This window comes from Faecalicatena contorta, from assembly GCF_003149105.1.
Lineage (GTDB): Bacteria > Bacillota > Clostridia > Lachnospirales > Lachnospiraceae > Muricomes > Muricomes contortus_C.
The window spans coordinates 65,636-85,692 of sequence record NZ_QGDS01000016.1; the positions used below are offsets into that span (position 1 = coordinate 65,636).

At 42.6% G+C, this 20,057-nt stretch carries 17 protein-coding genes and 2 pseudogenes; 18 read left to right on the plus strand and 1 reads right to left on the minus strand.

The window, feature by feature from the left end; all coding sequences use genetic code 11:
- Nucleotides 1-1,127 precede the first annotated feature (1,127 nt).
- The 18 genes and pseudogenes from A8805_RS23175 to A8805_RS18645 all read left to right on the plus strand — a co-directional run.
- Nucleotides 1,128-4,493, plus strand: a pseudogene (locus A8805_RS23175) (helicase-related protein); the annotation flags it as partial.
- A gap of 135 nt (nucleotides 4,494-4,628) precedes the next feature.
- The gene (locus tag A8805_RS18570) at nucleotides 4,629-4,973 is read left to right on the plus strand and encodes a DUF6664 family protein (RefSeq protein WP_109713945.1); all 345 of its coding nucleotides are present in this window, start codon (nucleotides 4,629-4,631) and stop codon (nucleotides 4,971-4,973) included.
- A gap of 213 nt (nucleotides 4,974-5,186) precedes the next feature.
- On the plus strand, nucleotides 5,187-6,542 hold the full coding sequence (locus A8805_RS18575) for an AAA family ATPase (RefSeq protein WP_109713947.1): 1,356 nt from the start codon (nucleotides 5,187-5,189) through the stop codon (nucleotides 6,540-6,542).
- Nucleotides 6,543-6,544: 2 nt separating this feature from the next.
- Nucleotides 6,545-7,246 (plus strand): RloB family protein, encoded by a 702-nt coding sequence (locus A8805_RS18580; protein WP_109713949.1) that lies wholly within the window; start codon nucleotides 6,545-6,547, stop codon nucleotides 7,244-7,246.
- 303 nt (nucleotides 7,247-7,549) lie between these two features.
- Complete coding sequence (locus A8805_RS18585) at nucleotides 7,550-8,518, plus strand: DUF3991 and TOPRIM domain-containing protein (protein ID WP_109713995.1); 969 nt, start codon at nucleotides 7,550-7,552, stop codon at nucleotides 8,516-8,518.
- Complete coding sequence (locus A8805_RS18590; protein WP_109713951.1) at nucleotides 8,515-8,709, plus strand: DpnD/PcfM family protein; 195 nt, start codon at nucleotides 8,515-8,517, stop codon at nucleotides 8,707-8,709. The genes A8805_RS18585 and A8805_RS18590 overlap by 4 nt, the downstream gene beginning before the upstream one ends.
- Nucleotides 8,710-8,923: 214 nt before the next feature.
- The gene (locus tag A8805_RS22220) at nucleotides 8,924-9,061 is read left to right on the plus strand and encodes a hypothetical protein (RefSeq protein WP_181392914.1); all 138 of its coding nucleotides are present in this window, start codon (nucleotides 8,924-8,926) and stop codon (nucleotides 9,059-9,061) included.
- Between the two features lie 65 nt (nucleotides 9,062-9,126).
- On the plus strand, nucleotides 9,127-10,098 hold the full coding sequence (locus A8805_RS18595; RefSeq protein WP_109713953.1) for a DUF5688 family protein: 972 nt from the start codon (nucleotides 9,127-9,129) through the stop codon (nucleotides 10,096-10,098).
- Nucleotides 10,095-10,430 carry a plasmid mobilization protein gene (locus A8805_RS18600; RefSeq protein ID WP_109713955.1) on the plus strand — a complete coding sequence of 112 codons (336 nt, stop codon included), beginning with the start codon at nucleotides 10,095-10,097 and terminating at the stop codon, nucleotides 10,428-10,430. The genes A8805_RS18595 and A8805_RS18600 overlap by 4 nt, the downstream gene beginning before the upstream one ends.
- A gap of 1 nt (nucleotide 10,431) precedes the next feature.
- Entirely contained in the window at nucleotides 10,432-11,916 is a 1,485-nt protein-coding gene (locus tag A8805_RS18605) for a relaxase/mobilization nuclease domain-containing protein (RefSeq protein ID WP_109713957.1), read from the plus strand.
- Nucleotides 11,891-12,769 carry a PcfB family protein gene (locus A8805_RS18610; protein WP_109713959.1) on the plus strand — a complete coding sequence of 293 codons (879 nt, stop codon included), beginning with the start codon at nucleotides 11,891-11,893 and terminating at the stop codon, nucleotides 12,767-12,769. The genes A8805_RS18605 and A8805_RS18610 overlap by 26 nt, the downstream gene beginning before the upstream one ends.
- A gap of 6 nt (nucleotides 12,770-12,775) precedes the next feature.
- Nucleotides 12,776-13,798, plus strand: a complete 1,023-nt coding sequence (locus A8805_RS18615; RefSeq protein ID WP_242992482.1) for a hypothetical protein — start codon at nucleotides 12,776-12,778, stop codon at nucleotides 13,796-13,798.
- 50 nt (nucleotides 13,799-13,848) lie between these two features.
- The gene (locus tag A8805_RS18620; RefSeq protein WP_109713961.1) at nucleotides 13,849-14,052 is read left to right on the plus strand and encodes a hypothetical protein; all 204 of its coding nucleotides are present in this window, start codon (nucleotides 13,849-13,851) and stop codon (nucleotides 14,050-14,052) included.
- Entirely contained in the window at nucleotides 14,039-15,418 is a 1,380-nt protein-coding gene (locus tag A8805_RS18625; RefSeq protein WP_109713963.1) for a VirD4-like conjugal transfer protein, CD1115 family, read from the plus strand. Before A8805_RS18620 ends, A8805_RS18625 begins: the two co-directional genes overlap by 14 nt.
- Before the next feature lie 560 nt (nucleotides 15,419-15,978).
- On the plus strand, nucleotides 15,979-17,796 hold the full coding sequence (locus A8805_RS18630; RefSeq protein ID WP_330406015.1) for a reverse transcriptase/maturase family protein: 1,818 nt from the start codon (nucleotides 15,979-15,981) through the stop codon (nucleotides 17,794-17,796).
- A gap of 108 nt (nucleotides 17,797-17,904) precedes the next feature.
- Nucleotides 17,905-18,375 (plus strand): annotated as a pseudogene (locus A8805_RS18635) (type IV secretory system conjugative DNA transfer family protein); the annotation flags it as partial.
- A gap of 60 nt (nucleotides 18,376-18,435) precedes the next feature.
- Nucleotides 18,436-18,735, plus strand: coding sequence for a glutamyl-tRNA amidotransferase (locus A8805_RS18640; RefSeq protein WP_334294053.1), 300 nt, complete (start codon nucleotides 18,436-18,438; stop codon nucleotides 18,733-18,735).
- Between the two features lie 74 nt (nucleotides 18,736-18,809).
- The gene (locus A8805_RS18645; protein WP_109713968.1) at nucleotides 18,810-19,646 is read left to right on the plus strand and encodes a hypothetical protein; all 837 of its coding nucleotides are present in this window, start codon (nucleotides 18,810-18,812) and stop codon (nucleotides 19,644-19,646) included.
- An 18-nt stretch (nucleotides 19,647-19,664) separates the two neighbouring features.
- Here the strand turns inward: A8805_RS18645 and A8805_RS18650 are convergent, their stop codons facing one another.
- On the minus strand, nucleotides 19,665-20,045 hold the full coding sequence (locus tag A8805_RS18650) for a hypothetical protein (protein ID WP_109713970.1): 381 nt from the start codon (nucleotides 20,043-20,045) through the stop codon (nucleotides 19,665-19,667).
- Nucleotides 20,046-20,057 lie beyond the last annotated feature (12 nt).

A 20,057-nucleotide genomic window follows, 5' to 3' on the forward strand; every position in this document is an offset into this window, starting at 1 on the left:
CTGCATTTTATACACCCCCTGCTGTAATCCGCTCTATATATCAGGCATTGGAGAACATGGGGTTAAGGACAGGGAATATACTGGAGCCATCCTGTGGCATCGGCAACTTTATTGGCATGAAACCGGAGAGCGTTTCTGATTGTAAAATTTATGGTGTGGAACTGGACAGTGTCTCAGGAAGAATTGCCGGACAGCTATATCAGAAATCGACCATAGCAGTGCAGGGATATGAAGAAGTAGAATTGCCGGACAGTTTTTTTGATGTGGCATTGGGCAATGTTCCTTTTGGACAGTTTAAAGTGCCGGACAAGCGGTATGACAGACAGAACTTCCTAATACATGATTACTTCTTTGGAAAGACCTTAGACAAGGTCAGACCGGGTGGTGTGATTGCATTTATTACATCTTCAGGGACAATGGATAAGAAAAATTCCTCTGTACGAAAATATATTGCACAAAGGGCAGAACTTTTGGGAGCCATACGTCTGCCCAATGATACCTTTAAGCAGAATGCGGGGACAGAAGTCACAGCGGATATTCTGTTTTTTCAGAAGCGTGACCGTATGGTGGAAGTGGAACCGGACTGGATGTATCTGGATACAGATGAAAATGGCATCCTGCAGAATAGCTATTTTGTGCAGCATCCGGAGATGGTATTGGGCGAAATGGTAATGGAGTCTACGCAGTATGGCATGGAGAGCACCTGTCGTTCCTATAAAGACAGAGAACTTGCCGGCCTTTTGGAAGAGGCGGTTAAAAATATACAGGCAGAGTTTACAGAGTATGAAGTGGAGGAACTGGTGGAGGAGCAAGATAACACTATTCCTGCAGACCCCTCTGTTGTCAACTTTTCTTATGCTGTTTTTGAGGGAAAGATATATTATCGGGAAAACAGCCGCATGAGACCAGTAGATCTTTCTATGACAGCCGCAAACCGTGTAAAAGGCATGATTGCCATAAGGGACTGCACAAGGGAACTGATCACATACCAGACTGAGGAGTATTCAGAATCCGTTATTGAGAACCAGCAAAAGAAATTGAATACTCTGTATGATGCTTTTTACAAAAAATATGGACTTTTGAATGCCAGGGCAAATGCTCTGGTTTTTTCTGATGATAACAGCTATCCACTATTGTGTTCCTTAGAGATTCTGGCAGAGGATGGTACTCTAGAACGTAAGGCAGATATGTTTACCAAGCGAACCATAAAGCCCCATGCGGCTGTAACTAAAGTGGATACCTCCAGTGAAGCACTGTCCTTGTCATTGGCAGAAAAAGCATGCGTGGATATGGAATATATGTGTTCTCTAGTAGGGAAAAGTGCAGAAGAAATCGAACAGGATTTAGCAGGCGTGATTTTCCGTGTGCCGGGAGAGGAGGGGGCAGAACCACAGTTTGTATCGGAGGATGAATATCTGTCTGGAAATGTCCGAGAAAAGCTGAAACAGGCAAAAGTGGCAGCAAAAGTTTCCGCTATGTATCAGCCCAATGTGGAGGCCCTGGAAAAAGTACAGCCAAAAGAACTGTCTGCCTCAGAAATCAGTGTGCGGCTTGGTTCCACATGGATACCATCAGAGGACATTGCAGACTTTATGTTTTATCTGTTGGATACTCCAAACTATGTAAGATGGAATATAAAAGTCCATTTTTCTAAATTTAGTGGAGAGTGGAACATTGAGGGAAAAAGCAATGACAAGGGGAATGTAAAGGCAAACAATACCTATGGAACCCACCGGGTAAATGCCTATAAGATTGTGGAAGATACGCTGAATCTGCGGGATACGCGTGTATATGATTATGAAATGGATGATGAGGGCAAGAGAAAAGCGGTTCTGAATAAGAAAGAAACAGCCATTGCACAGGGTAAACAGGATTTAATTAAGCAGGCATTTCAGGATTGGATTTGGCAGGACCCTGAGAGAAGACAGAGGCTGACTTCATTTTATAACGAGCATTTTAATGCGGTCCGTCCGAGGGAATATGATGGAAGCCATCTTCATTTTTATGGAATGAACCCGGAAAAACGTCTGGACAAGCATCAGTTGAATGGAGCAGCCCGTATTATTTACGGAGGAAATACACTGCTTGCTTATGTTGTAGGGGCCGGCAAGACCTATACGATGGTAGCAGCGGCAATGGAGTTGAAACGGCTTGGACTTTGCAATAAATCCATGGTAGTTGTACCAAATCATATCATTGAGCAGTTTGGGGCGGACTGGATGGAACTATATCCTGCCGCAAATATTTTGGTTGCCACCAAAAAGGATTTTGAAAAGAAGAATCGGAAGAAATTTTGTGCAAGGATTGCGACCAGTGATATTGATGCAGTAATTATCGGGCATTCACAGTTTGAAAAAATTCCGCTGAGTGCAGAACGTCAGTGCAGGATGCTGGAGATGGAAATCGCGGAGATTGTGGATGGCATTGTAGAGGAAAAGCGCAACCGGGGTAGCCGGTTTACCATCAAACAGATGGAAAAAACGAAAAAGACATTGCAGGGAAAACTGGCAAAATTAAATGACCAGAGCAGGAAGGATGATGTGGTATGCTTTGAGGAACTGGGAATTGACCGCCTCTTTGTGGATGAGGCAGATTTATATAAAAACCTGTATCTTTACACGAAAATGAGGAATGTGGGTGGCATTGCGCAGACAGAGGCACAAAAATCTTCGGATATGTTTATGAAATGCCGCTACCTGGATGAAGTCACCGGTGGGCGAGGTGTCATATTTGCTACGGGGACACCAATTTCTAACAGCATGGTTGAACTCTATACTATGCAGAGGTACTTGCAATATAATACGCTGGTGGCACATGGTTTGCAGCACTTTGACGCATGGGCCTCCACCTTTGGAGAAACTGTGACGGCCATTGAACTTGCGCCGGAAGGGACAGGATATCGTCTGAAAACAAGGTTTGCAAAGTTTTATAATCTGCCGGAGCTTATGATGATGTTCCGGGAGGTGGCGGACATTCAGACTGCTGATATGTTAAAACTGCCTGTTCCTGAAGCGGAGTATAGGGTTGTAACGACAAAGCCTAGCAAGATACAGCAGGATATGGTGGCAGAGCTGGGAACAAGGGCAGAGTGTGTGAGGAATGGTATGGTCAACGCTACTGAAGATAATATGTTGTTAATTACCAATGACGGAAGAAAACTGGCACTTGATCAAAGGCTTATTAACCCTATGCTGACGGATTCGCCAGAAAGCAAGGTCAATGCCTGCGTGAATGAAGTCCATCAATTTTGGGAGGAGGGGAAAGAAAAAAAACTAACGCAATTGTTATTCTGCGATTTGTCCACACCCAAAACAGATGGAAGTTTCAGCGTTTACAATGATATGCGGGATAAGTTGATTGAAAAAGGTATCCCATCTGAGGAGATTGCATTTATTCATCATGCCAACACAGAAATACAGAAAAAGGGGTTATTTTCTAAAGTGCGCCATGGTGCTGTCCGTGTTCTTATGGGCAGCACTTCTAAGATGGGAGCAGGGACAAATGTGCAAAATTTGATTGTTGCCAGTCATGATTTGGATTGTCCCTGGCGTCCCCGTGACCTGGAGCAGAGGGCGGGAAGAAGTATACGCCGTGGTAATAGGAATAAGAAAGTCAGTATTGTTCGCTATATAACCGAAGGAACCTTTGACGCTTATCTATATCAGATTATTGAGAATAAGCAGAAGTTTATCAGTCAGATTATGACTTCCAAAAGTCCGGCACGTACTGTTGAGGATATTGATGAGGTGGCATTATCCTATGCAGAAATCAAGGCCCTTGCTACTGGAAATCCCTATATTAAGGAAAAGATGGACTTGGATATTCAGGTATCCAAACTGCAGTTATTAAAGCAGAACTTTCTGAGCCAGCGGTATGAGTTGGAAGATAAGGCAACTAAACAGTATCCGGCAGAGATAAAGCGTTTGGAGGAGCGCATAACTGCTTATCAGGAGGATATAGCACAGGTTAAGGAATTTACACCTTCAGACAGAGAAGTGTTCCCACCCATGCAGATAAACGGTATCACTTATACAGAAAAGCAAGAGGCTGGAAAAGCCATTGTGGAGGCTTGCAAAGCCATGAAATCTCCAGATGGAGTGGAACTTGGAGCCTACCGGGGAATGAAGATGGAGCTGGCTTATAATACCTTTGCCAAAGAATTTGTAATTGCATTAAAAAGGAAGCTGGCCTATCATGTGTCACTCGGCACAGATATTCATGGAAATATTACTCGCCTAGATAACGAGATTACACGGTTTGAGGATAATCTGGAACGGTGCAGGGAAAAGCTGGAGAATACTAAAGTACAGCTTGAAACGGCAAGAGTGGAGGCACAGAAACCATTTTCAAAAGAGCAGGAGTTATCAGAAAAGACTGCAAGGCTTGGAGAATTAAATGCGCTGTTGGATATGGATAAGAAAGACAAGGTGATATTGGATGAAGAACAGGAGGAGGTGATATCTGAGAAACGTGTTAAAGAACCGGAACGATAATAGACTGCGTATTGTATCAACCAGTACCGCTTACATGGCAGAGTGGCAAAAAAGCAACTCTGCTGTGGTCTAAAATCGCACAATGTACAAAAATGGCGGGTTATGGTGTAATCTGAGGAAAAGGAGGGGGATTATGTGAGATTAGGTGATATAGATATTTATAATCTGCCATTGTGGTTAAATGGAATCTATGAAGAACTGGATAAAAAGTGTGTGGAAGAATTGAAAAAGGAGTCTGCATTTTATAATCAGGTGATGAAAGAAAGTGGAGAATTGTTGGAGGAGTATCCGTTTATTTCTACTTTAATTGACCGGGATAAGATAACAGAACCGATACGACTGACAGTTTCAGAGGTAAAATCCCTTTCCAAATTCCTTGCATTAGATGCGGAGCGTAGAGATATGGAAACAATTCAAATGTATCTTATGGGTAGCAGACATATGATGCAGTTATTACGGACTATAAAGGTGATTCAGTGATATATGGCTGATAATATATGAATCGGCTAATGGTATTTAAGTAGTAATGCTAATATAACAGTTGTTCTTTACAATTTTATATTTGCATAATTGGAAATGAGATGGCAATAATAAAAATAAGAGCGTTGATTTAACGAAAAAATCTCTAAATAGATATATTTTTATTGACTCTTATTTGGGAACCGCTTATAATGTAATTGGAGGTGTATTGCCATGTTAGTTAAAATCAGTATAGAAAATTTTAAATCATTTGATAGTGCAACCGAATTGACAATGATTTCATCCAATAAGATTCGTACAAATGCCAACCACCGGGTTAAGGTGAAAAGTACGCAGATATTAAAATATGGCGTTGTTTATGGTGCAAACGCTTCTGGTAAAACCAATCTGGTAGAGTTTTTCCGATTTTTCAAGGAATGTGTAAGGGCCGGAATACCAATGGAAGGTGTACAGATGTTTTGTAAAAATCGTGAAGAAAACAAAGAAAGGGAAAGTAATTTTGAACTTCAGATTACCGTAGGAGATAAGTTTTATGCCTATGGTTTTTCCGCAATTTTAAGCAGAAGAAAAATTACGTCAGAATGGCTTTATGAACTTTATCAGAACGGGACAGCACGCTGCCTCTTTGAACGGGAAGGCGGAAATCGGCCTGTTCTTGATGAATCCATAACATTGAGCAATGTTGAAAAAAATAAATTTGAGATTTATGCAGATGATTTTTCAGGTAATGAATCGTCACTATTTTTAACAGAAATGAACAGGGGGAAAAAGTACGGAGCCCGGTCAAAACTATTGTTTTTTAGAGAAATATATGATTGGATACAAAATCATATATCAATCATCACACCGAATACACCGTTGATTGATTTGGAATATTATTATGCTAACGACTCACTTCTGCTGATTAACAAGCTGATTGAAACCTTTGACACAGGTATTAGTCAGGTGAAAATCGAAGAAATAAGTTTGGATGAGCTAGCAAATGCTATGCCTAAACTTGCTTTTGACAAAGCGATGGGTCATATAAAAAACAAGTTTGAAGAACAGGAAATTCCTTCTTTTCGTATGACAATGCGGTCAAATGAAAGTTTTTTCAATATAGAAGTAGAGGGGCACGAAGAACCAAAAGTAACAACAATCAGGCTGCATCATAATAAGTCCTTTTATGATTTTGGATTTGAGGAAGAATCAGATGGAACACGCAGGCTGTTCGATTTAATGGATATGTTGTTGAATAAGAAAGAAGATATGCTTTATGTTGTAGATGAATTGGAGAGAAGTCTGCACCCGAAACTGACCGAGCATTTTCTTCAGCTTTTTATGCAGCTACATGGCGAACAGCGTATGCAGTTACTTTTCACAACCCATGAATCTTCTATCATGGATCAGGCTATTTTCAGACGGGATGAAATCTGGTTTATAGAACGCAATGCAGAAAATGCCAGTACAATTTATTCCTTGGATCGTTTTAAAGAAAGATATGATAAGGTTTTAAGCAAGGCATATTTGGAAGGCAGATACGGCGCAATTCCAGTATTTTCTTCCTTTGAGTTTAGAGAGGAGGAGTAGGAGTGGCACCTGTCAGGAGCTATACAAATTGGAACAGCAGAACAACGGATCACGAAGCTCAGATAGAGCCATATCGCAAGTATTTTTTTATTTGTGAGGGTGCAAATACAGAAACATGGTATTTCAGAAGGCTCATTGATATCAGAAAATCCTTAAATATTCACCCACTGATAGATATTCGTTTGCTGGAAAAAACAGAAAGTGACAGAGATATCAGCTATCCGAAAAAGCTGATTGCATTTGCAGAAAAGCAGAAAGATAATCAGGACATTGCCTTTGATAAAGAGCGGGATAAAATGATTATTGTCTTTGATGCCGATATTTTTGAAGAAAAAGTACAGGACTATGATGAGCTGATTACAGCAGGCGAGAAGGACAATATTCTTGCAGTTACAAATCCAGCATTTGAATTATTTCTTTTGCTACACTTTGAAAACGCTTATGAACAGGATATACTTCCCAATGAAGAGGCGATTATCAAAAATGAGAAAGAAGGAAATCAGACATTCATATATAAATTACTGTTGCAGAGAACAGGTATCAACTCAAAGAAGAATTCTCAAATTAGTAAATTGGCAGAAAAGGTAGAAACTGCAATTTTGCAGGAAAAGAAAATTAATCAGGATATTCATTGTTGTCAGGGGAAGATTACTTGTAATATTGGAGCTGTTATCGAGAGTATTAGAAATGATGATGGTAAATAAAAGGGTGAAATAATATGTGCCAAGAAGATGTAAAAGCGCAGTGAAAACTTGAAAGGGATGATATCTCATGATCGTTTTGCCGAGATTTTATGTGGCTACTTCAAATTAAACAAAGAACAACTGATTTGTAATATGGATTCCACATATCAAGAATATATAAAGAATAGTTTCTTCTAAATAATAAAATATTTTTACATAGCCGGATGGTTTTCAAAAATGAAAAGCACCCGGCTATTTTTATGCCCTGACATCCAAATATCAAAGGAAAATGTCAAATATCGGGCAGGAAAGGAAGTGATTATTATGCCATATATCGCACCGGAAGTTGTGAGGCAGGCAAAGCGGATGGACTTATTGACGTACCTTAAAAGTTATGAGCCTTATGAGCTTGTGCATTTCTCAGGAAACACCTATACCACCAAAACCCATGACAGCCTGAAAGTCTCCAATGGGAAATGGATGTGGTGGAGCCGGGGGATTGGGGGCAGGTCTGCCCTGGATTATCTGATAAAAGTGAAGGGATACACCTTTATGCAGGCAGTGCAAATCATTGTGGAACAGGCGGCGATACAGCCACCTATTTCTGTACCGAAGGAAGGGACAAAAGAAAAGATCCTGCTTCTTCCCAAACCATACCGCTATCAAGAGTATGTGATTTCTTATCTGCAAAGGCGCGGGATTGACATGGCTATGATTGAATTTTGTCTACAGACAGGGCGGATATTTGAAACGGAGTATCATCATAATGCTGTTTTTGTTGGCAGGGATAAGGACGATAAACCACGCTATGCTGCTTTAAGGGGAATTGGAACAGACTTTATCGGAGAGGCAAGCGGGAGTGATAAGAACTATTCGTTTTCTATTCCTGCAGAAGGAAAGAGCCAAAGGGTACACCTCTTTGAATCAGTGATTGACCTGTTATCTTATGCCACTTTGCAAAAATTGGAGGGGGAAAATTGGAGAGCAGAGCACCTGTTATCCCTTGCCGGAATCTATCAGCCAGCAAAAGAAATTGAGAAAAGCAAGGTTCCGGCGGCACTGACACGATTCCTAAAAGAGCATACAGGAGTGCGAGAGGTGGTGCTGCATCTGGATAATGACAGGGTAGGAAGGCTTGCAACAAAAGCCATTCAGACAGTCCTCCCCACACAGTACCACACGGAGGACCAGCCGCCAAGCCAGGGAAATGATTACAATGACTGTCTATGCATTCGGTTAGGAGTTGAACTGACAAAGCGGGCAAAAAACAGTGAAAGGAGATATGAGCGGTGAAGGAATATGAGGTTACAATTACAGAAACCTTACGGAAGATAGTTCCAATTCGGGCAGAAGGCCGTGCTGAGGCAGAGGAGGTTGCAGAGAAGAACTGGAATAACAGCCAGTATATTTTGAGTGCGGATGAGTTTCAGGGAGTCGAATTTCGAGCAGAGGAACGCAGCAGAACAAAAGGGTTGGCACGATAAAATGTGCGAGATGTGAGGGAACAAAGTAAGGATAAGCAGTTTTTTCTTCGGCTGGTAATTAGGACACCCAATGAAGTTACACAAGTGGAAGGGTGATACACAATACCAGCAAGCAACGCCTTTGGATTGCCATATCCATTCCGGATAGGGCAACCTTTCGGCAGCTTGTCAGGGGAATCCCCTGAAACCCCTTATTAGAAATGGAGGATATGAAATGGGACTAATTATATTTTTAATCGGCTTGGCAGTGGGGAGTTTGTTTGGAGCGGTATTAATATGCCTGATACAGATTCAGCACGTAAATAAATGGGAGGAGGATATCCATGCAAATAGAAATCATCAGAAAAAATAGAGAACAGGAAAAAGCAAGGCTTATGAGCTACCAGGAAAAACTGGAAAAGAAGGGGGGAAGAAAAAATGGTTGCAGAAAAAATATTTGCAGAAAGCATAATCAAAGACATTAAGAGTTATCTCCCGCTGGGATTTCAAGATGTAGAATGTACGATTATGGAAAATCAGAAGAACAATGGAGTTCAGTTAGTGGGCATCAGTTTCCGACTTCCGGAACAGCAGATCTCTCCGATAATCTATGTAAGGTCCTTTTATAATAAAATTTGCCAAGGAGAGTCGGTTGAAAAAGTCATGATAGAAATCGCAGAGTGCGTAGAAAAAAGCATGAAGATAAAAGTTTCTCTAGACGTTGTGAATATGACATCTTATGATGCGGCGAAGAAATACCTTACTCCAGTTCTTGTAAATACAAAAGCTAACCGGCATATGCTTACAACCATGCCACATAGAGAAATAGAAGACTTATCATTGATATGTGTGATGCGCTTTATGGCGGAGGAAATGGAGGGGAGTGGAACTATAAATGTGACAAATGAAATGATTGAAAACTGGGAAGTCAATGTGGAACAGGTATATCAGATGGCATTAGAAAATGCAATAAAAGAGGAGCCTCCCACTTTAAAGAGGATGACAGATGTGATGGAGGAAATCTTTACAAAACAAGAAACAAAGGAAAATCTATTTGTAAAAGATGATAACTTTCGGGAAAGTATACCTGACTCAATGTATATGTTGACTAATCAAAGTAAGATAAATGGTGCTGCTGTTCTTGCATATCCCGATGTCATGAAAGAAATTAGTAAATTGTTTCCCGAAGGGGTTTATATTTTACCTTCTTCTATTCACGAGCTTTTAATTGTTCCGAAAAAAGAAGGGGTTTCTCCTCGGGATTTAGGGGAAATGGTTCGGGAAGTAAACCATTCACAACTTCAAAGGGAAGAAATTCTTTCAGACCGTGTCTATGAGTATAACAAAGAGAGAGGGAAAATCTGTCAGGTGGCAGAATCTATAAAAAGAGGAAGGGAAATGGAGAGATGAGAAAACGAAATGTACCGATTTTGTTCAGGCTCAACCGCAAAGAGGCGGAGAGCCTTGACAAGAAAGTAAAGAAAAGCGGTCTGAATCGTGAAGCATACCTGCGGCAGGTGATTAGTGGTGTAGTGCCAAGAGATGCACCGCCGCCGGACTATTATTCCATGATGCGAGAGCTGCATAAGATTGGGAATAACCTAAATCAGATTGCACAGAAAGCACATACTTTAAATGTAATTGATGTGCAGAGGTACGATAAAGATATGCGGCAGTTTGAAAAGGCAGTTGCCAAAATCACGGAGGCGGTCATCTTGCCAGAAAAGAGGAGTGAGTTCTAACATGGCAACCACATCCATCTGGAGTGTTAAGGGTTGGCTTGGAAAAGTTGTCATCTACGTGGAAAATCCGGAAAAGACAACTGCCCCGAGGATTGCAGAGCTTCCTGAGTTTTCCAACATGGGAGAGGAGGACACGCAGGGACTGTCTGACGTGATCGCCTATGCGGTCAACCAGGAAAAGACCAGACAGAAAAACAAGAGCAAGAATCCAAGTAATACTGGCATGGGGGATGGGATAGACAATGAACATGAGGTAATCATGCAGCAGTATGTTTCTGGTGTCAACTGCACTCCCACAACCGCACGCAGTGAGATGATGGCAGTGAAAAAGCGATATGGGAAAGATGAGGGCATTATGGCGTTTCATGGTTACCAGTCTTTTGCGCCGGGAGAATGTACCCCAGCAATGGCACATGAGATTGGTCTGAAACTGGCAGAAGAATTATGGGGTGACAGGTTTCAGGTATTGGTGGCCACCCATTTAGATAAGGCCCATCATCTCCATAATCATTTTGTGGTCAACTCTGTTTCTTTTGCAGACGGACTCAGATACCATCGCACCAATCAGGATTACCGGGATATGCTGAATATTTCTGACAGGCTGTGCCGGGAATACCAATTATCTGTGATTGAACATCCAAAGCCGGGAAAGACAAAGCAGTATGGGGAGTGGAAAGCAGAGAAAGAGAGAAAACCAACCTATCGCGGCATAACCAAAGCAGAGGTAGATGAGACAATCCAAATGGCAAGGACGGAAAAACAGTTTTTCCATTATATGAAAGAAATGGGATATTCCATCAAGTTTGGAAAAGACATTACCGTTTGCCCAAAAGGGCGGGACAGAGGACTAAAACTTGCCCGTAACTTTGGTGAGGAGTATACCTTAGAAGCAATTCGTCAGCGAATCTTAACTCAAGCACAGGAAAAGCCAGTGAAACAAAAAGTAGAACAAGAACTGCAGAAAAAAAACTATGTGGTACACGGGCATAGCATATGGCCCGCCAAACGAAAAATTGGAGGCTTGAGAGGTTTATATTTTCATTACTGTTATCTGCTTGGAATATTTCCAAAGAACAGACCCCCCATCCATCCAAAACAAATCCAGTTCTTGTTGCGGGAGGATTTAACAAAATTAAATAGAATTTCTAAAGAAACAAGGCTGCTCTGCCATTATCACATTGATACCGTAGAGCAGCTTTTTTTGTGCAAAGAAAAGCTGCAGGGGCAGATGGAACAGCTTATGGATCAGAGAAAACACCTGAGATACCAAAGCCGCAGCATCAGAAAAGAAGAGAAACTGTCTGAGGTTAAGGGAGAGATTTTTTCATTAACTAAACAGATTGGGAGGCTCAGAAAGGAGGTGATGCTCTGCGAGGGAATTGCAGCACGTTCAGGTGTGATGAGAGAGAAGTTACAGATTGTGTGGCAGGAAAAAAATCAGGAAAAGGAGGAAAAGAGCCATGAACACATCAGGCGAGGTCGCTGACCAGGTGGTGCGGATGTCCTTGGAAGTAGGCCAGGCTGCCTTGAAAATTTCCGGCACTGGAGCAAAACAGCTTGCGGTGCTTTTGTATGCTGTTTTAAAAGAGCAGAAAAAAACAAAGGGCAGGGCAAGGCTGGAAACTTTAGTGCGTTCGGGAAAACCGTTGACCGTATTTTCTGTAAAAGAAAGTGACTTGAAGAAATTTGTGCAGGAGGCAAAAAGTTATGGAGTCCTTTACTGTGCGGTGCGTAATCCCAGAGGGGGGAGAGACGGGATGGTAGACATCATAGTAAAAGCAGAAGATGCATCCCGAATTAACCGGATTGTGGAACGATTCCAGTTTGCATCGGTTAGCGAGGTTGCACGGGTCAGGACGGAAATTCAAAGGTCAAGGGAAGAAAAACCCCATGCTTCAACGGAAAAAGAACAATTAAAGGAGAAAAAATCTGCTGGAAAAACAGAGCAGGAAGTTTCGTCACAGGCAGTGCCAGAGAAAGACAGGCCGGATCAGTCACAGGAAGATAAGCTTATGGATGAGTTATTGGGGGAACCGCTAAAGAAAGATGGACAGCAGCAAAACCCCTCTTTGGCAAAGACCGAGAAATCCCGTCAGTCCGAGCCTATATCCGGGAAGCAAAGAACAACCGCCGCGGGTACTTCTAAGCTGTATGCACCTGTAACCCCCAATCGACCTTCTGTACGGGAGGAGTTAAGAGAGATTCAGACAGCAAGGAAGAAAGAGGCGGAGACACCGAGGCGTGATATTATTTCCAAAACTACGAAGAACAAGAATCAGCAGCGGATGCAGAATCAGCGGCAAAGTAAGAAGAAATCAAGAAAGGTGAAAGAGAGGTAAGGAATTATGGAAAACAACTTTGATGCAATGTTAAATGTATCAGCGGTGCCCCAGGATGACCGGACAGCAGCATTTATTGCTGAGAGTAAGAATAACCGAAACCGTTGTTATGAATTATCGGAACAGATAACGGAGGCAGTGGCAACGGACGGTCAGGTTTTTGAACGGTATTTAAATGTGCAGAGCCGTTTTGATCGTTATACTGCCAACAATACCCTGCTTATCATGGCACAGAATCCGAAGGCGCAGAAACTTGGAGATTATGGATACTGGAGAGATCAGGATGTTTATGTGAAACGTACTGAGCGGCAGAATCCCGTGCTGATTATGGAGCCGGGGAAAGAGTATGAGCGTGAGGATGGAAGCATCGGGACATATTACAATGCAAAAAAACTCTATGATATTTCCCAAACAACGATAAGTGAAAAGCAGGAACCTCAGGCAAATATAGAGGAGAGGCTGTTAATCCGGGCTTTAATCAGCAACCCTCCTGTCAGTATCGTGAGTGCTGATCCGGACCAGATGCCGGAAGATAAGGGAGCCTTATTTGAACCGGAGGAAAATTGTATTTATGTGAGAAAAGGTATGAGTGCAGATGAAATTTTCCGAAGCCTGACACCGGAGCTTGCCTTTGCAGGTTTTGCAGATGGAGATAAGAATTATGACCGTAACGAAGATGCATTCCATGCCTATTGTGCATCTTATATCCTTTGTAAGAAATATGGTATTGACACACAGGGATTTCATTTTGAAAATGCACCGGAGTTTTTTGTAGGCATGGAGCCGCAGGAAGTCAGGGGGGAGCTTTCCAAAATCCGTGATGCTGCCAATATCATTTCCGCTCGTATGGCGAAGGTATTAGACCAAAACCGTAATCAGAATCACCGTCAACAGGAGCCGAATAACCACCAGCCACAACAGGAGCAGGTAAAAAGCCAACCCCAACAGATACAGGAACAGAATAACAGCCTGCCAAAATGGGGACGTCAGCCACAGCAGGAACAGTACAGTCGTGAGGGAGCCAGATGAAAGTGGTAAAGTCCGGGGAAAAAGAACGGGTGAGATAGGAGGTGCGAGATTTGGGCGAGACAAAGATTACGCTAGTATTGGATAAATATGAAAGTGGTGTGATTTTTCATTCCTTAAAGGATAAACGTAATTGGATGATCCAGGAGGGCAGATCAACAGATGCGGTGGACGATGTACTGTTAAAAGTGATTGATCGGATGGAGGTGCCAGGGGAGAAAGGAAAAAGGGGGCATAAGTACCATGAGGAACGATGACAGGCAGACTGTATGGGTATTTGCCGTTTGCGGCATCCTTCCAGTTATCTGGCTTGCCTTGCTGACTGCACCCTATTTGTCCGACGATCTGTTTGCCATCATAAATGGGCTTTCGGAGGCGATTGGCCGCCCTTTTTCTATTGAGTTGTGTAAGGACAGTGTGAAAACTGTCCTTATTTTTCTGCTTGCATACGGCATGGGAATTGGAATTTATATATCCACCAAAAAGAACTACCGCAAGGGCGAGGAACACGGCTCTGCCAAATGGGGCGATGCAAAGGCAATCAATAAAAAGTACAGTGCAAAGAAATTTGAAGAAAACAAGATTATGACTCAAAATGTACAGATTAGTTATGATATGCGGAAACACCGCAGAAATGTCCTTACTTTAGTCATTGGAGGAGCAGGCTCCGGGAAAACACGCTTTTATGGAAAAGTGAATTTAATCCAGGCGAATACTTCCTTTGTGGTCCTGGACCCCAAAGGGGAAAATTTGCGAGACACAGGGCATTTGCTGGAAGCGAAGGGGTATAAGGTGCGGGTGCTCGATTTAATCAACATGGAAAAAAGCCATTGCTACAATCCCTTTGTCTATCTGAAGGATGATAATGATGTGCAGCGGCTTGTGACAAACCTGTTTAAGGCGACTACACCAAAGGGGAGTCAGAGTAATGATCCTTTTTGGGATACCGCAGCCTCTATGCTGCTACTGGCACTGATTTTCTATTTGAAATATGAGGCACCAAAAGAGGAACAGAATTTCCCAATGGTTATGGAACTTCTGAGGGCGGGGGAAGTTCGGGAGGATAACGATGAGTACCAATCACCCCTTGACGAACTGTTTGAGCGTTTGGAAATGCGGGATTCGGAACATATCGCAGTGAAATACTATAAAGATTATCATTCGGGCAGTGCCAAAACTCTGAAATCCATTCAGATTACACTGGCGGCGAGGTTGGAGAAATTCAACTTGTCAAGTCTTGCAGCACTCACTGTTACGGATGATTTGGAGCTGCCGTCTTTGGGTGAGGAAAAAGTGGCATTGTTTGCATTAATACCGGACAACGATACCAGTTACAACTTCTTGGTATCTATTTTATATACGCAGTTGTTTCAGCAGCTATTTTATCTTGCAGACCATAAACACGGGGGCAGGCTGCCTGTTCATGTGCATTTCCTGATGGATGAATTCGCAAATGTTTCACTGCCGGATGACTTCGATAAGATTTTATCAGTCATGCGTTCCCGTGAGGTCAGTGTGTCCATTATCCTGCAAAATCTGGCTCAGTTAAAGGCTTTGTTTGAAAAACAATGGGAATCCATCGTGGGCAATTGCGTGCGCACGGAAGTCACCAGCGCGATATAAATTGGTGGCGTGGTACTTATAGGATTCCGCCTTTAGCAAGCGGTAAGTAAAAGTATCAAGTGATGAAGAATCACAACTTATTATTCTACAACTTATCCGAGAGGGGAAACCCAAAGGGGAGTGTAGCATGTTGTCGCTCTTACTATTAAAGCGAGAGCCTGTACAAGAGGACACTAATCCTAAGTGACCAAATGTATAAGAATAAAAATCAGTGTATGAGGTATAAAGCTAAACTGCCTGAACGATAGCCAGAGTGGGGGAACCCGACTCCGCATGCGAAAAGGATTGAAACGTATGCTATTCCATGTTGATTGCATTTCGCAATTATGGAATCAAGCGATACTCATGGAAAGACAGCCACAAGACAGTGGGAAAATGGCGAAAGTCGGTGCCGACAACACTGAATGCTAATCCTATATTTACTAACCGTGGATGACCTAAACCCGGCAACGGGCATGGTCACACAGTCCTCATAGTAGTCTGAGACGTTAATGACGTTCACATGGCGAAGGGGGGCAGCTTATTCACTAATACTGAGAGAAAGGAAGGTGCGAGAGGCATTGAGAAATCCAATTGAAGTATTAAGTAGTTTGACGGAAAAGTCAAAGAATGAATCATACAGATTCCAAAGGTTATACCGAAATCTGTACAATCCAGAGTTCTACTGGTTTGCATATAAAAATATCTATGCAAACACGGGCAGTATGACTGCCGGTGCAAATGGAACAACGATTGACGGCATGAGTGACGAAAGAATCAAAGGGATTATAGATACCCTGAGAGACAAGAGTTACCAGCCAAAGCCTGCACGAAGGGCGTATATCGCAAAGAAAAACAGCAATAAAAAGCGTCCGCTGGGCATCCAGTCGGGAAATGACAAACTTGTGCAGGAAGTAGTGAAAATGATTTTAGAAAGCATTTATGAACCAGTGTTTAAGAAAACCTCACATGGGTTCAGACCAAACAAAAGCTGTCAAACAGCATTACAACAGATACAGAGTACCTTTACAGGTGCAAACTGGTTTGTGGAAGGTGATATTCACGCCTGCTTTGACAGTTTTAGCCACCACACTATTATTGCACTCCTGAGAAAGCGCATAAATGATGAGACTTTCATACAACTTATCTGGAAGTTCCTGAAAGCAGGTTATATGGAACAGTGGACATTCAATAGGACTTACAGCGGTGTTCCGCAGGGGTCCGGTGTCAGTCCAGTGCTTGCAAACGTGTATCTCCATGAATTGGATAAATTTATGGAAGAATACGCACAGACATTCAATCAGGGAAAGAAAAGAAAAATGAATCCTGAGTACAACAAAGCCATGAAAAGAGCGTCTTATTTCAGGCGCAAAGGCAGGGAAAAGTGGACGGATTTATCGCCAGAAGAACGTATGGGAAGAGCCAAAAGGTTAAAGGCGCTCGAAGCATTGGAGAGACAGGTAACACCTGCACTACCATTAGATGACTCTTATAAGCGTATCCAATATGTACGTTACGCTGATGATTTTATCATCGGCGTAATCGGGAACAAAAAAGATGCCGAACAGATTAAATCTGATGTAGGCAAGTTCCTCATGGACAAACTGGATTTAGAGATGTCCGATACAAAAACGAAAGTAACGCATACCGGAGACAGAGCCAGATTTTTAGGATATGACATTACAGTATCCAGAAGTCAGGATTTAAAAAAATCATCGGTGGGTTATAAAATGAGGAGCCATGTAGGAGTGGTGAAACTGCTGGTGCCTAGAGAAAAGTGGGTGGGAAAGTTACTGGAATATAATGCTGTCAAAATCAAGATTAACGAAAATGGCAAAGAAAGGTTTGTTGCCCTGCACAGGGGCAAGCTGGTGAACCAGAGTGACATAGAAATTCTGGCAAGATACAATGCAGAAGTACGTGGACTGTACAACTACTATTCGATTGCAAATGATTCCTACAAAATCGGCATCTTTGCAAACGTTATGAAATACAGTATGTACAAAACATTTGCGTGTAAATATAAAACGAATGTCCATGAAATCAAGCGTAGATATTGTGTCGGAGATGTATTCACAGTTGCATACGACACCAAGGCAGGACGGAAAACTACAACTTTCTATAGGGATGGTTTCAAACGGAAAGAAAAGGCAACAAAATTTGATAATGTCAGTGAGTTGTCACAATACTCCAGATATGCCAAAACCAATACCCTGAAACAAAGAGTGGAACGTCACACTTGTGAATTATGTAATAAGGAATGTAGAAATCTGGAAATTCATCAAGTAAAAAAACTGAAAGACCTAAAGGGCAACTCAGAGTGGGTGCTTCTCATGCGCAAGAGGAGACGGAAAACTCTGGTAGTATGTCCAGACTGCCATCAATTGATTCATTCTTAAACACCGCAAATATAGTAAGCGGAAAGCCGTATACATCGAGAGGTGTACGTGCGGTTTGGGAGGGAGGGGATGCAAGTCCTGTAAAGGATGAGCTGAACCTTACCTCATGATGAATTTCTGTATCTTGGTGGAAACGAGCAGGGAACACACAAGTATGTGAGCGAGCTACTAGGAAAGGCTACCATTGACGTGAACACTTATGGAAAGTCCACGGGGCATTCAGGGAACTATTCTACCAATTATCAAATATCGGGGCGGGAACTTTTAACGCCGGATGAGGTGCGTATGCTGGATAACCGGTACGCACTTCTTTTTATTCGGGGGGAACGTCCCATCATGGATGAGAAATTTGACATCCTAAAGCACCCAAATGTAGTACTGACCACAGATGGAAAAGGAGTGCCATACCGTCATGGAGAAGTGACTCAGGCAGTGGCTAATATTTCCCTCTCTGACAGCCTGGATGGAGAAGTGTCACAGGAACCGGAAGACGGAAAGAACTATGAACTTCTGTCTGATGAGGAATTAGAAACTATTTTTTCTGAGGAGAAAAGTTCTCCCTTGGAGCAAACAGAATAAGGAGGATAAGAAATCATGAGAAGAAACAAGGAAACAGAAAAGAGCCCCAAAAGGCTGCTGATGTCAAAAAGGGTAAGCAAATGGATGGCAGTCTATATGGTACTGGTGCTTACCTTAACCTGCGGCGGAGGGATTGTTTTGGCATCAAATGATCCGCTGACGGTTGTAAATAACCTGTCTACCTTTATTTTTGGCCTGATTCGTGCCATTGGTATGATTCTTCTTGGATTTGGAATTGTGCAGATAGGTCTGTCCTTAAAATCCCACGACCCCAGCCAGAGAGCCAATGGTTTCCTCACATTAGCTGGTGGTGTGGTGATTACCTTTGCAAAAGAGATTTTGACCCTGATTGCCGGATGATGTCAAGGAGAAATCAAAACAATGTGCCAGGCAGGAGAAAAGTCTGCCTTATTGGAGAGGAGGTGTAAGCAGTAGTGTCAGATAACTGGGTTGTACAAAATTTAACCAATGCTTTAAACACATGGAATGAGAAACTGACGGAAATCTGGCAAATCATTACACAGTCACCGGAACACTTTAAGGGAGGCGGTATATGGGATGCCATTGTAGACATCCATGGGGGCTTGCAAGCTATTGGATATGCACTGTTGGTGTTATTTTTTGTAATTGGTGTGGTAAAGACCTGTGGAAGTTTTGCAGAAGTGAAGAAACCGGAACATGCAGTGAAGTTATTTATCCGTTTTGCTTTGGCAAAAGGTGTGATTACCTACGGATTGGAATTGATGATGGCTTTATTTGATATCGTGCAGGGGATTATCCGGACCATTATGAATGTGGCTGGCTTTGGGAGCGCACAGCAGGCAGTACTGCCGGATGAGATTGTGAGAGCGGTAGATGATTGTGGATTTTTTGAGAGTATTCCGTTATGGGCAGTCACGCTGATTGGAGGTCTGTTCATTACAGTGCTGTCTTTTATTATGATTATGAGTGTATATGGGCGGTTCTTTCGACTGTATCTATATACCGCCATTGCTCCGATTCCATTATCCACCTTTGCCGGGGAGCCATCCCAAAATGTAGGAAAGAGTTTCCTGAAATCTTATGCTGCAGTGTGTCTTGAGGGAGCCATTATCGTATTGGCTTGTATCATCTTTTCCCTGTTTGCGGCATCTCCGCCCGTGGTGGAGACAGATGCTGCGGCGGTAACAATGGTATGGAGCTATATCGGAGAATTGATTTTTAACATGCTGGTGCTGGTAGGGGCAGTGAAGATGGCAGACAGGGTAGTACGGGAAATGATGGGATTGTAAAAAGGACACCGAAGTGTCCTATTCCACGATTTCATCTGTATCGTTGTATCGCATATTTCCCTGACTGTCAAAATGTACTTGATTTAAGGGAATCCCACGTTGTCTGGCTCTTTGAATCTGCCAGCTTATATCATCGTTCATGGCTTTGTAATACCGCCGTTCCTGAAGATAGGAACGCAAGGAGAACAGCCAGCTTATGACGGATAGGGCAACCAGGGCAAAGAGTATCACAAGTGCCAGCCGTTCATGGGCAGCGGCCCAACGGTTCAAGACAGTTGCGATTAAAAGGAAGTATAGTATTGGCAGGGTCAGCCGGAGTTTTCCGGCAATCTTAAAAATAAGAGACAAGAGTAAAAGGACAACTGTAAATCCCAATGAAATCATTGCTGTGTATGCCATAAATTTTCCCCC

Bases quoted from the DNA above. Each gene is read 5' to 3' on its own strand.
- A8805_RS18585 (WP_109713995.1), top strand. From the start codon at position 7,550: ATGCCATATATCGCACCGGAAGTTGTGAGGCAGGCAAAGCGGATGGAC.
- A8805_RS18615 (WP_242992482.1), top strand. From the start codon at position 12,776: ATGGAAAACAACTTTGATGCAATGTTAAATGTATCAGCGGTGCCCCAG.
- A8805_RS22220 (WP_181392914.1), top strand. From the start codon at position 8,924: ATGGGACTAATTATATTTTTAATCGGCTTGGCAGTGGGGAGTTTGTTT.
- A8805_RS18600 (WP_109713955.1), top strand. From the start codon at position 10,095: ATGAGAAAACGAAATGTACCGATTTTGTTCAGGCTCAACCGCAAAGAG.
- A8805_RS18625 (WP_109713963.1), top strand. From the start codon at position 14,039: ATGAGGAACGATGACAGGCAGACTGTATGGGTATTTGCCGTTTGCGGC.
- A8805_RS18595 (WP_109713953.1), top strand. From the start codon at position 9,127: ATGGTTGCAGAAAAAATATTTGCAGAAAGCATAATCAAAGACATTAAG.
- A8805_RS18610 (WP_109713959.1), top strand. From the start codon at position 11,891: ATGAACACATCAGGCGAGGTCGCTGACCAGGTGGTGCGGATGTCCTTG.
- A8805_RS18650 (WP_109713970.1), bottom strand. From the start codon at position 20,045: ATGGCATACACAGCAATGATTTCATTGGGATTTACAGTTGTCCTTTTA.
- A8805_RS18605 (WP_109713957.1), top strand. From the start codon at position 10,432: ATGGCAACCACATCCATCTGGAGTGTTAAGGGTTGGCTTGGAAAAGTT.
- A8805_RS18575 (WP_109713947.1), top strand. From the start codon at position 5,187: ATGTTAGTTAAAATCAGTATAGAAAATTTTAAATCATTTGATAGTGCA.
- A8805_RS18640 (WP_334294053.1), top strand. From the start codon at position 18,436: ATGTCAAAAAGGGTAAGCAAATGGATGGCAGTCTATATGGTACTGGTG.